Origin of the sequence: Bacillus cereus group sp. MYBK216-1, assembly GCF_051916495.1 — a bacterium.
Lineage (GTDB): Bacteria > Bacillota > Bacilli > Bacillales > Bacillaceae_G > Bacillus_A > Bacillus_A thuringiensis_K.
In genome coordinates this window covers 167,631-181,460 of record NZ_JBQAGT010000005.1, presented here as the reverse complement: position 1 = coordinate 181,460, position 13,830 = coordinate 167,631, and the positions used below count along the sequence as shown (strand labels likewise).

The following is a 13,830-nucleotide window of genomic DNA, read 5'->3' as shown; positions in this document are numbered from 1 at the left end:
TGCAACTACCTGTTTTTGTCTTTTTAATTTTAAAAGCGCAAGCGGCTCGTTCAGAATGGGAGGGGGATGGAGCTTCTGACGTAGAGGCGCTTTTTGCCTCGTAGGAAGACGCGAAGCCACCGACCATTCTAGCCGCTGGAGCTGGATATTAAATTGAAAGTGGAGGTGGCTCGCTCAGCTCTGACCAGCTAAGGTTCTTTCGCCCTAAAGGTGCTTTTTACCTTTCGAGCGGAAGGTTCTTAGATGCGAAAAGCTAGCCACCGGAACTGGATATTATCTTAAAGTGGAGACGGCTCGTTCAGAATCGCAGGGCACTTTAAACTCTCTTGCATGAAGCGCTTTTTGCTTCATGCAAGAGAGCGAAATGACTAAAAATTTTAACTGCTGAAGCGGCTCATCCAGCTCTGACCAACTCAAGTTCTTCCACTTATTTCCCTCTTTAATATCACCTAAACAGCATAAAAAACTCGCTTACTATAAAATAAGCGAGTCCTGATTTTTTCCCTTTACTTAGTTGTTACATACCTTTTCGAGTCTGCAACAATGTTTTGTAAAAACTCTTCATTTGTCTTCGTTTGACGAAGCTTACGTAAGAAACTTTCAACGAAGTCTGGTGTATCACGCATTGTTTTACGAATGCCCCATAACTTGTCTAAATGTTCTTTTGGAATTAATAGATCTTCTTTACGTGTACCAGAACGACGAATATCGATCGCCGGGAAGATACGACGTTCAGCTAATGAACGATCTAAGTGAAGTTCCATATTTCCAGTTCCTTTAAATTCCTCATAAATAACATCGTCCATACGGGATCCTGTATCAACAAGGGCTGTTGCTAAAATTGTTAAGCTACCGCCTTCTTCAATATTACGCGCAGCTCCAAAGAAACGCTTCGGTCTATGGAAGGCAGCTGGATCGATACCGCCTGATAATGTTCTACCACTTGGTGGAATAACGAGGTTGTAAGCTCGAGCTAAACGGGTAATACTATCCATTAAAATGATAACATCTTTCTTGTGCTCTACAAGACGCATCGCACGTTCTAACACAAGCTCAGCTACTTTAATATGATTTTCTGGTACTTCATCAAAAGTAGAACTTACAACATCCCCTTTAACAGAACGTTCAATGTCTGTTACTTCCTCTGGACGCTCATCAATTAAAAGTACAATTAATTCTGCTTCCGGATGATTTGTTGTAACACTGTGCGCGATTTCTTTTAATAGACTTGTTTTACCAGCCTTTGGAGGCGCAACAATTAAACCACGTTGTCCAAATCCAACTGGTGCGATTAAATCCATGATGCGTGTCGGTAACTTTTTCGGTTCCGTTTCCAATTTCATTTGGCGATCTGGGTATAATGGTGTTAATGCAGGGAAATGCACACGCTCTTTTGCTGAATCTGGATCATCTCCATTTACAGCTTCAACTTGTAATAACCCAAAATAGCGTTCATTTTCTTTCGGAGGTCGTACTTTACCAGAAACCTTGTCTCCATTACGTAAATCGAAACGACGAATTTGCGAAGCTGAGATATAAATATCTTCTGAGCTTGGAGAATAGTTGATAGGACGTAGGAATCCAAATCCTTCTGATTGAATAATTTCTAATACACCTTCCATGAAAAAGAAACCTTCTTTTTCTGCTCGAGCTTTCAAAATAGAAAAAATTAACTCTTTTTTCGTTAACTTGCTATAATACGAAATCTTAAATTCTTTCGCAAGCTCGTATAACTCTTTTAATTTCATGTTTTCTAATGCTGCAATTGACAAATTCATTCAGACACCACACTTTAACGTTATTCTCTTTTTTCATGGGTAAAGGGAAAAAATACGGAAGGCAAATAATTAATAATGAAAGGCAATAAGTTCAAGTAGGGTAATATTCACTATTGTAACCCTTTTATCTAGTTTTAATCAATACGTTGGAACACAAATACAAGAAGCGAAGACAAGAAAATTTGTCTTCGCTTCTTATTTAATTTAGTTCCAGCTTCAGCAGCTAGAATGGTCGGTGGCTTCACTCCTTCCTGCGAGGCAAAAAGCGCCTCTACGTCAGAAGCTCCATCCCCCTCCCATTCTGAACAAACTGCTTACGCTTTTTACTTAACCCAGCTCCGGTCATTTCACTCTCTCACTGGAAGCAAAGAGCGCTTCAAGGTCGAGAGTTCCAAATAGCCTGCGATTCTGAACGAACCGCTTGCACTTTTTATTTAATCCAGCTCCGGTGGCTAGAAGGGTCAGTCATTTCACCCCTTCCTGCGAGGCACAAAACGCCTCTTCGTCAGGAGTTCCAATGCCTTCCCCTTCTGAGCAAGCCACCTCCGCTTTTTACTTAATCCAGCTTCAGCAGCTAGAATGGTCGGTGGCTTCACTTCTTCCTGCGAGGCAAAAAGCGCCTCTACGTCAGAAGCTCCATCCCCCTCCCATTCTGAACGAGCTGCTTACGCTTTTTATTTAATAACCAAGTTTGGTTTTTTATTCAAGCTATGACGTCCATCCACGAAGCGTACTGTGCCTGATTTTGCGCGCATAACAAGGGATTGCGTTGTTCCTACGCTACCTTTAAATTGAACACCGCGTAATAGTTCTCCATCTGTTACGCCTGTTGCTGCAAAGATTGCATCGTCACCTTTTACTAAGTCCTCCATACGAAGGATACGATTAATGTCTTCTATGCCCATTTTTTTACAACGTGCTAATTCAGCTTCGTTTTGTGGCAATAGTTTTCCGTGAATTTCTCCACCTAAACATTTTAAAGCAACTGCTGCTAATACACCTTCAGGTGCTCCACCAGATCCAAATAAAATATCTACACCTGTACGATCAAATGCTGTATTAATTGCTCCAGCTACATCTCCATCATTAATTAATTTAATGCGAGCACCAGCTTTACGAATTTCTTCGATAATTTCTTGATGACGTGGACGATTTAAAACTGTCGCTACAACATCTTCAATATCTTTATTTTTTGCTTTCGCAACTGCACGTAAGTTATCAATAATAGGCGCATCAATGTCGACCGCCCCGACTGCTTCTGGGCCAACCGCGATTTTATCCATGTACATGTCAGGGGCATGTAACAAATTACCGTGGTCTGCAATTGCAATAACAGCAAGAGCATTCCAGCCACCAGCTGCTACGATGTTTGTCCCTTCTAAAGGATCAACCGCAACGTCTACACGTGGTCCATATCCTGTACCTAATTTCTCTCCGATATATAGCATTGGTGCTTCATCCATCTCACCTTCACCAATTACAACTGTACCTTTCATCGGAATTGTATCAAATACATCACGCATAGCTGATGTTGCTGCACCATCTGCTTCATCCTTTTTCCCGCGCCCCATCCAACGCGCTGATGATAAAGCTGCAGCCTCTGTTACACGTACTAACTCCATAGATAAACTTCTTTCCACGATAATCCCTCTCCTTTAAGCCTTTATATTTCTGCCGTATTTTGTGAACCGTGTTTTTCTATAAAGTGTACTTCCGCAAGTAGTGATGCTTCGCTTCCCCCTTGCGGAAGTATCACTTATGCGTTCTTCATCTCTTCAATTTCTTGCTTTGTCATTTGTTCTCGCCAAATGTTTGCTCCAAGCCCTTTAAGCTTGTCCACTATATTCTCATAACCTCGATCAATATGCTCAAGTCCTGTTACTTCTGTAATTCCATCTGCCATTAACCCTGCAATAACAAGTGCCGCTCCCGCTCGTAAATCACTCGCCTTCACTTTTGCACCTTGCAGTAACACAGGACCAGTTACAATTGCCGAACGACCCTCTACTTTAATTTGAGCATTCATACGACGTAATTCATCAATGTGCTTGAAACGGGCACCGTAAATTGTATCTGTTACAACTCCCGTCCCGTGCGCCTTTGTTAAAAGCGTCGTAAACGGCTGTTGTAAATCCGTTGGAAAACCTGGATATACAAGCGTTTTGATATCAACTACTTTTAGCTTTCTATTACCGTTCACCGTAATTTGATCATCGTTCGTTTCAACTTGAACACCAGCTTCTCTTAGCTTTGCAGTAACTGATTCTAAATGCTGAGGAATAACATTATCAACCGTTACTTCTCCTCCTGATGCAGCTCCTAGAATCATATACGTACCAGCTTCAATACGATCTGGGATGATAGTATGGTGACAACCATGTAAAGAGTCCACACCATCTATTCGGATTACATCTGTACCAGCACCTTTAATACGTGCTCCCATGCTTGTTAACAATGTAGCTACATCAATGATCTCGGGCTCTTTCGCTGCATTTTCAATAACAGTTCTACCTTTCGCTCGTACAGCTGCTAGCATAATATTAATCGTAGCTCCTACACTAACAACATCTAAATAAATACGTGCCCCACGTAGCTCATCTGCTCTTAAATAGATGGCACCTTGTTCATTCGTAACATGTGCACCTAGCGCTTCAAACCCTTTAATATGCTGATCAATCGGCCTCGGTCCTAAATGACATCCACCCGGAAGCCCAATAACAGCTTTTTTAAAACGGCCAAGCATCGCACCCATTAAATAATAAGAAGCGCGCAATTTTTTCACTTTTCCATTTGGCAAAGGCATTGCAACCATGTTAGAAGGATCGACTACCATCTCCTCCTCCTGTCCATAAGTTACTTTCCCTCCAATTTCCTCTAGTAAGTCTCCTAACATTTTCACGTCCGAAATATTAGGGACACCACCAATAGTTACTGGAGTATCTGCTAAAATTGTCGCTGGAATTAATGCAACGGCACTGTTCTTTGCACCACTTACTCGAATTGTTCCATTTAAAGCTCTTCCGCCTTCAATTAGCAATTTTTCCATATTGAGCTCCCTTCTTGTGAATGTATTTACTTTCTATCTTTTTATAGAAAGCTCCCCTTAAGAATCTCAATTACTCTTTCCATCCCAAAACTCAATAAATAGGAAACCATTATCTTCATTTCTCCTATAGCACGAATAGATAAAGATCAACTATTCATCGAATTCACTTTATCAATTTAGATACGTTATCACATTTATTAATAGGACTATGCACATTATTTTCTATTTAAAAACCAAAAATGATAAAATCTTTAGACTTGTTCACGCTTTCATTATACAACGAAAGGAAACCGTCTAAAAGACTAGACGGTTTCCAAAACGGAATTTTATTCTTACGCTTTACCGTTAGAACCGAATTCGCGAATTTTACCAATAACAGTTGCTTTGATAGCGTCGCGGCCAGGTCCGATAAATTTACGAGGATCGTAAACTTCTTGGTCTTTGTTTAATACTTCACGAACAGCTTTTGTAAACTCGATTTGATTCTCAGTGTTTACGTTGATTTTTGAAGTACCTAAAGAGATAGCTTTTTCGATATCAGCAGTTGGGATACCAGTACCACCATGTAATACTAAAGGTACGCCAGTGAAGTCACGAACTTGTTCCATTTCAGCGAATCCTAAGTTAGGCTCACCTTTGTAAGGACCGTGTACAGAACCTAAAGCTGGAGCTAGGCAATCGATACCTGTTGCTTCAACAAGGTGCTTACACTCTGCTGGGTCAGCGTAAATTACGCCTTCAGCGATTACGTCGTCTTCTTGTCCGCCAACTGTTCCAAGCTCAGCTTCAACAGATACGTTACGAGCGTGTGCGTATTCTACTACTTGTTTAGTAGTTTCAACGTTTTCTTCGAATGGGTGGTGAGAAGCGTCAATCATTACAGATGTGAAACCTGCATCGATTGCTTCTTTACATTTTTCGAAGCTTGAACCATGGTCAAGGTGAATCGCTACAGGAACAGTGATGTTCATTTCTTCGATTAAAGCTTTAACCATAGCTACAACTGTTTTGAAACCAGTCATATGACGAGCTGCACCCTCAGATACACCTAGGATTACAGGAGATTTTTCTTCTTCCGCAGCAACTAAGATAGCTTGAGTCCACTCTAAGTTGTTCATGTTGAATTGACCAACTGCGTATTTTCCTTCTAGTGCTTTGTTTAGCATTTCTTTCATAGAAACTAAAGGCATGGTGAATCCTCCTAAAAAACGTTTTTTGTATCCGATAAGTTCTTATCGCTGGTAGTATGACCAGAATAAGGTAAAATATGTATATCTACATACCGGACTTTTTTCTACACTCAATAGGATAACAACTTGTACTCAAAAACTCAACCGTATTCACCTGCACAATAGTCCATGTAAACGCTTTTTTCCATATTTTTTATAAAAAATTCATTTTTATGCCTCTACAGCGAGCTCATTTCTCACAGCTTGACGAATTTCATCAATATCAAATGGTTTAGCAAAATGCATTAAAGCTCCTAAATCTTTTGCTTCTTGGATCATATCAAGTTCTCCATAAGCAGTCATTAAAATTACTTTAATACTCTCATCAATTTCTTTTACATGCTTTAAAATCTCTATACCATCCATGCCTGGAATTTTCATATCTAACACTACTAAATCTGGATTATCTTTTTTCACGATATCTAAAGCTTGAAATCCATTTGCTGCTTGGAATGTCTGATAACCTTCTTTTTGGAACACTTCATGTAATAACACACGAATCCCATATTGATCATCAACGATTAAAATTTTACCTTCCATAATTCCCAACCTTTCTGTGTAAGTACAAGATTTAAAGCTTCTTATATCTTAACGATTTATTTTCGCTATTCTTTGGCAAATTCCTTCCTATTCTTTCTTATTTTACCGTTTCCTATTTTGTTATGCTACCCTACGATTTCACCTTTCTAAAAAAATAAACTATAATGAAAGCCGGCAAACACGTACGAAGGGAGTAACATTATGTTAAAAATTTTTTCAACTCAATTAAGTGGTTATTTCTCCAGAGTTTCTCAAAAAGAAGAAATGAATATAGAAGATAGCGCTCGTTTACTTGCTCAAGCACTAGTTGGCGATGGTTTCATTTATTTATATGGTACAAATGAGATGGAGGGCGTTATTGCCGAAGCACTATTCGGTGCTGAACCAATGAAGCAAGCAAAACGCTTATTTGAAAATGGTAAAGAAGCAGAAGTAACCTCTGCGGATCGTGTACTTCTTATTAGCCGTTTTTCAACAGATGAAGCGGTTGTAGAAATTGCAAAAAAACTACAAGAAGAGGGACACTCTATTGTCGGCATTTCTGCTCTTCAAGAAGGTACGGAATCACTCGAACGATATACAGACGTACATATTGATATAAAACTGTTAAAAGGTCTTATTCCAGACGATGAAGGTAATCGCTACGGATTCCCAAGTTTAATAGTAGCTTTATTTGCTTATCACGGAATCAAATTTACAATCGATGAAATGTTAAACGAATATTAAAAAAAAGCGCCTTATTTCAGGCGCTTTTTTTATTACTTGCTCTCTTTATTCGTAATAGAAGCTCTTACGAAGTCATGGAACAATGGTTGTGGACGGTTTGGACGAGAAACAAGTTCTGGATGGAACTGTGCTGCCACGAACCAAGGGTGGTCTTTTAATTCAATGATTTCAACTAGACGGCCGTCTGGGCTTGTACCAGAGAATACAAATCCTTCTTTTTCCATATCCGGACGGAACTGGTTGTTGAACTCATAACGATGACGATGACGCTCATATACAACCGGCTCATTATAAGCATTGTAAGCATTTGTTTCTTCAGCAAGCTTACATGGGTATAGACCAAGACGAAGTGTACCACCTAGGTCCTCTACATCTTTTTGTTCTGGTAATAAGTCGATGATTGCATATGGTGTGTCAGGGTTGATTTCAGAAGAGTTAGCACCTTCTAAACCTAATACATTACGCGCGAATTCGATTGATGCAAGTTGCATACCTAAGCAAATTCCTAAGAATGGAACTTTGTTTTCACGAGCATATTGAATCGCAACGATTTTACCTTCTACACCACGATCACCGAAGCCACCTGGTACAAGGATACCATCTGTATCGCCAACTAATTCTTTTACGTTTTCTGCTGTTACGTGCTCAGCATTTACCCATTTCACTTCTACATCTGTGTCGAATGAGTAACCAGCATGACGAAGTGCTTCTACAACAGAAATATAAGCATCTTGAAGTTCTACATATTTACCAACAAGAGCGATTTTTGTTTTCTTAGAAAGATTACGCACTTTGTTAACTAGAGCAGTCCACTCTGTCATATCTGCAGCTGGATTGTCTAATTTTAAGTGGTCACAAACGATTTGGTCCATGTTTTGTTCTTGAAGAGATAATGGAACCGCATATAAAGTATCTGCATCGCGAGCTTCGATAACTGCTTTTGTATCGATGTCACAGAACAATGCAAGCTTGTCTTTCATATCTTGAGAAACAGGCATTTCTGTACGAACAACGATAATGTTTGGTTGAATACCTAAGCTACGAAGTTCTTTAACACTATGTTGTGTTGGTTTTGTCTTCATTTCACCCGCTGCTTTTAAGTACGGGATTAACGTACAGTGAATGTACATTACATTGTCACGACCGATGTCGCTCTTAATTTGACGGATTGCTTCTAAGAATGGTAGAGATTCGATGTCACCAACAGTCCCACCGATTTCTGTAATAACAACATCCGCATTTGTTTCACGACCAGAACGATATACGCGTTCTTTAATTTCGTTAGTAATGTGAGGAATAACTTGAACTGTTCCTCCTAAATATTCACCGCGACGCTCTTTTTGAAGAACTGAAGAGTAAATTTTACCTGTTGTTACGTTGCTGTATTTGTTTAAGTTAATGTCGATAAAACGCTCATAGTGACCAAGGTCTAAGTCAGTTTCTGCGCCATCATCTGTTACGAATACCTCACCGTGTTGATATGGGCTCATAGTCCCTGGGTCTACGTTAATGTATGGATCAAACTTTTGAATCGTTACGTTTAAACCACGATTTTTTAAAAGTCTTCCAAGAGATGCTGCTGTAATACCTTTTCCTAAAGACGATACTACACCGCCTGTTACAAAAATATACTTAGTCATGAAAAAGCTCCCTTCTATTTTGCTGTTATATAATCACCGTTGCAAAGCGCAACGTATGTAGATAACACTGTATCCATCTTATTGTTAGACTCTTTTTATTTTCTAAACAAAAAACAAAAAAGAAAATTGCTCCCCTCATCACAAAAAGTAATAAGTAGGGAGCAATTTTCTTTTATATTTACACTTTAAAAGTATTATCGTCCTTTTTTAAAGAGCCCAAAAATGATTCTACATGGACGATAATGAAAAGTCAAGAACTACAGTTCTTCCTCTTCTTCTTCTTCAGTTTCATCATACTCAAGTTCTTCTTCAGCGAAGTCGTCGTCATCTTCGTCTAAATCATCAAGATCGTCGTCATCTCCGTCTTCTTCTTCAAGAACCTTGTCCAAATCTTCTACATCGTCTTCATCTTCACTTACGTCTGCATCGTCGAAGTCATCTTCATCTTCTTCAATGTAGTCATCAAAACCGTCTTCTTCAACTTTACGTTTCTTCTTCGGTTTTGGTTGAGGCAAGATTTCTTCATCAATTTGCTCGTATGGGTACCAGCTGCGTAGTCCCCAACGATTTTCTCCTAAATTAATGAAACGTCCATCGATGTTTAAGTCTGTATAAAATTGTGCGATTTTCGCATTAACTTGCTCTTGAGATAGTCCCAGCACTTGAGCGATTTCTTGAACCAACTCGTTGAATGTCGTTGCTTGTTTTTTATCCCCTAAAACGCTATGTACAACTTCAATCATTGAACATTCTTTTAGCTCTTCTGGTGAATATTGCTTAAAATCCACTTATGCGGCACTTCCTTTCATCAAATATAACCTTATATATAACGGCCTGCTTAAAAAAATCCATACTATTCATTATAAACAAAAGTCGCACAAATATGCTACAAAAAAAACGGGAAACTTTTATAGGGTAGTAAAATTATAATTTGTCTGTTCCTTATTTCGGAAGCATATGGGCCCCTTGCAATACATACCTAATTTGCATTTCTGTATATTCTTCGAGCGTATACAGTTTTTGCAACGCCCAGCGTCTAAATCCCCACATCTGCCCTTGTATAAAAATATTATGGGCAAGAAGCTGTATTTCTTTTTTATTTAATGTAAATGTTCCATTTTCCGTACACTGTTCTAAAATATCCTCGAACATTCCTACCATTTGAAACTCCTTTTCTAATACATACGGAAGTGATTCTTTCGGTAAAAAGCGTACCTCTTGATACATTATCAATACTTCTTCCTGCAATTCGTCCATCACTTTAAAGTAATTCGTTATTGCTATCTTTAAACTTTCTACACTCCCTTTTTCTGTACACACTACTTCCTCTAATCGTTCTTTTACATGTTCATATATACTATCACAAACTAAATATAAAACATCGTCTTTTGTACGAATGTACTCATAAAGTGTCCCTATACTAAATCCAGCCGCTTTTGCAATTTCTCTCGTTGTTGTACGCGGAAATCCTTTTTGTTTAAACAGTTGCACCGCACCTTTAATCATTTGTTCACGTCTTAACGCAACTAATTTTTCATCTTTCACCGATGCATGTACATTATGTTTAACCATTCCCTTCACCTCTCTCTATTATTTTTTGGAAGGAAAAAGCGTAGGAAAATACCTACGCTTTCGTTCCTACTTCGTTAACATACGAGAAATTACAAGCCTCTGAATCTCTTGTGTTCCTTCATATATTTGTGTAATCTTTGCATCTCTCATATAACGCTCTACTGGATAATCTTTCGTATAGCCGTAACCACCAAATACTTGCACCGCTTCAGTCGTCACCTTCATAGCTGTATCCCCTGCAAATACTTTTGACATCGCTGATTCTTTTCCATACGGAAGCCCTTCTGATTCAAGCCAAGCCGCTTGATATGTTAAAAGGCGTGCCGCTTCTACATCTGTTGCCATATCTGCAAGTTTAAAGCCAATCCCTTGCTGCGCCGCAATTGGTTTTCCAAATTGATGGCGCTCCCTTGCATATTCTACAGAAGCATCTAAAGCCCCTTGTGCAATACCAACAGCTTGCGCCGCAATACCGTTACGACCTCCATCTAATGTTTGCATCGCAACTTTAAACCCTTGCCCCTCTTCTCCAAGTAGATTCTCTACAGGAATACGGCAATCTTCAAACATAATTTCAGTCGTTGGTGAAGAGCGAATCCCTAGCTTGCTCTCCTTCTTCCCAACTGAAAATCCCGGTGTATCACTTTCTACAATAAATGCACTCGTACCGCGCTGCTTCGATTCAGGATCAGTTAGCGCAAAAACAACATAAATATCAGCAATACCGCCATTTGTAATGAAAATTTTTGATCCATTTAAAATATAATGGTCTCCATCTCTCTTTGCAATTGTCTTCATTCCACCAGCATCCGATCCAGATCCTGGCTCCGTTAAGCCGTATGCACCAATTTTCTTCCCTTCAGCCATCGGTCGTAAAAACTTTTGCTTTTGCTCTTCCGTCCCAAATTTAAAAATTGGCCATCCCGCAAGTGAAGTATGCGCGGACAGTGTTACGCCTGTTGAAGCACAAACGCGAGATAATTCTTCAATAGCGATTACGTACGCTAAGTAATCGCTTCCAATTCCGCCGTACTCTTCAGGCCATGGAATACCAGTTAAACCAAGCTCTGCCATTTGATCAAATAATTCTCGATCAAATCGCTCTTCCTCATCACGCTCAGCTGCTGTTGGTGCCACTTCATTTTTAGCAAAATCTCGAACCATTTTTCTTATCATTTCATGTTCTTCTGATAGTTTAAAATGCATCTCCGTCTCCCCCTCGCCCTTTTATAAAGCACGGCTAATAACAAGTTTCTGTATTTCACTTGTTCCTTCATATATTTGCGTGATTTTCGCATCACGGAAAAATCGTTCTACTGGATAGTCTTTCGTATAACCGTAACCACCAAATACTTGCACCGCCTCAATCGCAACTTCAACCGCTGTCTTAGAAGCAAATAATTTCGCAATAGATGCTTCTTTACCGCATGGTAATCCTTGTGCCCTAAGAGATGCTGCTCTATATACGAGTAACCTTGCTGCCTCGACACTTGTTGCCATATCTGCAAGTTTGAAGCCAATCCCTTGCTGCGCCGCAATGGGCTTCCCGAATTGTTCTCGTTCTTTTGCATAATCAATCGCACATGCAAGCGCCGCTTCAGCAATTCCTAACGCCTGTGCACCGATTCCAATTCGCCCAACATCTAAATTCGCCATCGCCACCTTGAATCCTTGTCCTTCTTCCCCAAGTAAATTCTCAGCTGGCACTTTCATATCTTCAAAAGTAAGTTGTACTGTACGAGAACCGAGAAGTCCCATCTTATGTTCATCTTTTCCGATGATTAAACCAGGTGTATCTTTCTCTACTATAAATGCAGAAATACCACTTTTTCCTGCCTCTGGATTTGTAGAAGCGAATACAATGTATGTACTTGCTTCACCACCATTTGTAATAAACACTTTCGATCCATTAATAATATAATGATCGCCTTTTTTCACAGCTCTTGATTTCAAACTCCCTGCATCTGATCCTGCATTTGGCTCTGTTAAAGCAAATGCGCCTAAATATTCCCCGGTTGCAAGTTTAGAAACATATTTTTTCTTCTGTTCTTCTGTTCCGAAATATAAAATCGGATTCATTCCAACTGACGTATGTACAGCTAAAATTACACCAACTGTTGCACTGACCTTTGAGATTTCCTCAATTGCTAGAATGTAAGAAATAAAGTCCATTTCTGCCCCGCCGTATTTTGCAGGCGCTGGAATACCCATTAATCCAAGCTCACCCATCTTTTGCAAAATCTCTTTCGGGAACACCCCTTGTTCCATGCTAGGAACAAAGGGAGCTATTTCCTTCTGTGCAAAGTCCCGAACCATTTTCCTCATCATTTGCTGCTCTTCATTAAAACGAAAGTTCATATATTCCGCCTCCATTTGCTATATATCCTTTAAATAATTTGGTAAGACCACTATGTTGTAACAAAGGGGGCATTTATTCGTAAACGTAGAATCCACGGCCTGTTTTACGCCCTAACCATCCTGCATTCACATACTTACGTAATAACGGACATGGGCGATATTTACTATCTCCTAATCCTTCATGCAACACTTCCATAATGTATAAACACGTATCTAAACCGATAAAATCAGCGAGTGTCAAAGGCCCCATCGGATGGTTCATACCAAGCTTCATGACTTCATCAATTGCTTCTTTCGTCGCTACACCTTCATATAACGTATAAATCGCTTCGTTAATCATCGGTAGCAAAATGCGGTTTGATACAAAACCTGGGAAATCATTCACTTCAACTGGTACTTTCCCAATTTTTTTCGTAATATCTTCAATTGCTTCATATACCGCATCATCGGTAGCCAAACCACGAATAATCTCAACAAGCTTCATAACTGGAACTGGATTCATAAAGTGCATACCGATTACTTTTTCCGGACGCTTCGTTACCGCTGCAATTTCTGTAATTGGCAGAGATGACGTATTCGTCGCTAAAATTGCGTGTTCTGGAGCAATTTCATCTAGATTCGCAAAGATTTTCTTTTTAATATCCATTTTCTCAACAGCTGCTTCAATAATAAGATCCGCTTCTTTCACACAATCTAAATCAAGCGTTACTGTAAGACGATTTAATGTCGCTTCCTTCTCTTCTTCCTTCATGCGTCCTTTTTCTACTTGGCGCGCTAGGTTTTTCGTAATGATAGCCAATCCTCTATCTAATTGCTCTTGTTTTAAATCTTGTACCTTCACGTCATATCCTGCCATTGCACATACTTGTGCAATTCCTGATCCCATTTGCCCTGCACCAATTACAACAATGTTTTGTACACCCATTTTTTCTTCCCCCTTA

At 39.5% G+C, this 13,830-nt stretch carries 12 protein-coding genes; 1 reads left to right on the top strand and 11 read right to left on the bottom strand.

Annotated features, from left to right (window positions below; all coding sequences use genetic code 11):
* Nucleotides 1-506: 506 nt before the first annotated feature.
* The 5 genes from rho to spo0F all read right to left on the bottom strand — a co-directional run bounded on the left by rho (nucleotide 507) and on the right by spo0F (nucleotide 6,593).
* Nucleotides 507-1,778, bottom strand: coding sequence for a transcription termination factor Rho (rho, locus tag ACTFRH_RS19105; protein ID WP_001053903.1), 1,272 nt, complete (start codon nucleotides 1,776-1,778; stop codon nucleotides 507-509).
* A gap of 674 nt (nucleotides 1,779-2,452) precedes the next feature.
* A complete protein-coding gene (gene glpX, locus ACTFRH_RS19100; protein WP_000442340.1) occupies nucleotides 2,453-3,418 on the bottom strand; it encodes a class II fructose-bisphosphatase in 966 nt (321 codons plus the stop codon).
* Nucleotides 3,419-3,534: 116 nt separating this feature from the next.
* On the bottom strand, nucleotides 3,535-4,824 hold the full coding sequence (gene murA / locus ACTFRH_RS19095) for a UDP-N-acetylglucosamine 1-carboxyvinyltransferase (protein WP_000413254.1): 1,290 nt from the start codon (nucleotides 4,822-4,824) through the stop codon (nucleotides 3,535-3,537).
* A gap of 332 nt (nucleotides 4,825-5,156) precedes the next feature.
* Nucleotides 5,157-6,014 (bottom strand): class II fructose-bisphosphate aldolase, encoded by an 858-nt coding sequence (locus ACTFRH_RS19090; RefSeq protein ID WP_001131857.1) that lies wholly within the window; start codon nucleotides 6,012-6,014, stop codon nucleotides 5,157-5,159.
* Nucleotides 6,015-6,224: 210 nt separating this feature from the next.
* Nucleotides 6,225-6,593: a sporulation initiation phosphotransferase Spo0F gene (gene spo0F, locus ACTFRH_RS19085; protein WP_000398594.1), complete on the bottom strand. Its 369-nt coding sequence runs from the start codon at nucleotides 6,591-6,593 to the stop codon at nucleotides 6,225-6,227.
* Between the two features lie 201 nt (nucleotides 6,594-6,794).
* Here spo0F and ACTFRH_RS19080 point away from each other — a divergent pair, with 201 nt between their 5' ends.
* Entirely contained in the window at nucleotides 6,795-7,319 is a 525-nt protein-coding gene (locus ACTFRH_RS19080; RefSeq protein ID WP_000912412.1) for a DUF2529 domain-containing protein, read from the top strand.
* A gap of 32 nt (nucleotides 7,320-7,351) precedes the next feature.
* On the opposite strand, the gene pyrG is transcribed toward ACTFRH_RS19080, so the two are convergent.
* From pyrG to ACTFRH_RS19050, 6 genes are all read right to left on the bottom strand, one after another.
* Entirely contained in the window at nucleotides 7,352-8,959 is a 1,608-nt protein-coding gene (gene pyrG / locus ACTFRH_RS19075; RefSeq protein ID WP_000170460.1) for a CTP synthase, read from the bottom strand.
* 257 nt (nucleotides 8,960-9,216) lie between these two features.
* On the bottom strand, nucleotides 9,217-9,747 hold the full coding sequence (gene rpoE, locus ACTFRH_RS19070; protein ID WP_000346280.1) for a DNA-directed RNA polymerase subunit delta: 531 nt from the start codon (nucleotides 9,745-9,747) through the stop codon (nucleotides 9,217-9,219).
* A gap of 154 nt (nucleotides 9,748-9,901) precedes the next feature.
* Nucleotides 9,902-10,531 (bottom strand): TetR/AcrR family transcriptional regulator, encoded by a 630-nt coding sequence (locus tag ACTFRH_RS19065; protein WP_000238603.1) that lies wholly within the window; start codon nucleotides 10,529-10,531, stop codon nucleotides 9,902-9,904.
* A 66-nt stretch (nucleotides 10,532-10,597) separates the two neighbouring features.
* Complete coding sequence (gene acdA, locus ACTFRH_RS19060; RefSeq protein WP_000545543.1) at nucleotides 10,598-11,737, bottom strand: acyl-CoA dehydrogenase AcdA; 1,140 nt, start codon at nucleotides 11,735-11,737, stop codon at nucleotides 10,598-10,600.
* A gap of 21 nt (nucleotides 11,738-11,758) precedes the next feature.
* Nucleotides 11,759-12,889: an acyl-CoA dehydrogenase gene (locus ACTFRH_RS19055; RefSeq protein ID WP_001011174.1), complete on the bottom strand. Its 1,131-nt coding sequence runs from the start codon at nucleotides 12,887-12,889 to the stop codon at nucleotides 11,759-11,761.
* 73 nt (nucleotides 12,890-12,962) lie between these two features.
* Nucleotides 12,963-13,814: a 3-hydroxybutyryl-CoA dehydrogenase gene (locus ACTFRH_RS19050; RefSeq protein ID WP_000538874.1), complete on the bottom strand. Its 852-nt coding sequence runs from the start codon at nucleotides 13,812-13,814 to the stop codon at nucleotides 12,963-12,965.
* Between the last annotated feature and the right edge of the window lie 16 nt (nucleotides 13,815-13,830).

What these genes read in the sequence shown, in the direction of transcription:
- murA (WP_000413254.1), bottom strand. Translation starts at nt 4,824, where the DNA reads ATGGAAAAATTGCTAATTGAAGGCGGAAGAGCTTTAAATGGAACAATT.
- rho (WP_001053903.1), bottom strand. Translation starts at nt 1,778, where the DNA reads ATGAATTTGTCAATTGCAGCATTAGAAAACATGAAATTAAAAGAGTTA.
- pyrG (WP_000170460.1), bottom strand. Translation starts at nt 8,959, where the DNA reads ATGACTAAGTATATTTTTGTAACAGGCGGTGTAGTATCGTCTTTAGGA.
- spo0F (WP_000398594.1), bottom strand. Translation starts at nt 6,593, where the DNA reads ATGGAAGGTAAAATTTTAATCGTTGATGATCAATATGGGATTCGTGTG.
- ACTFRH_RS19065 (WP_000238603.1), bottom strand. Translation starts at nt 10,531, where the DNA reads ATGGTTAAACATAATGTACATGCATCGGTGAAAGATGAAAAATTAGTT.
- ACTFRH_RS19090 (WP_001131857.1), bottom strand. Translation starts at nt 6,014, where the DNA reads ATGCCTTTAGTTTCTATGAAAGAAATGCTAAACAAAGCACTAGAAGGA.
- ACTFRH_RS19080 (WP_000912412.1), top strand. Translation starts at nt 6,795, where the DNA reads ATGTTAAAAATTTTTTCAACTCAATTAAGTGGTTATTTCTCCAGAGTT.
- ACTFRH_RS19050 (WP_000538874.1), bottom strand. Translation starts at nt 13,814, where the DNA reads ATGGGTGTACAAAACATTGTTGTAATTGGTGCAGGGCAAATGGGATCA.
- acdA (WP_000545543.1), bottom strand. Translation starts at nt 11,737, where the DNA reads ATGCATTTTAAACTATCAGAAGAACATGAAATGATAAGAAAAATGGTT.
- ACTFRH_RS19055 (WP_001011174.1), bottom strand. Translation starts at nt 12,889, where the DNA reads ATGAACTTTCGTTTTAATGAAGAGCAGCAAATGATGAGGAAAATGGTT.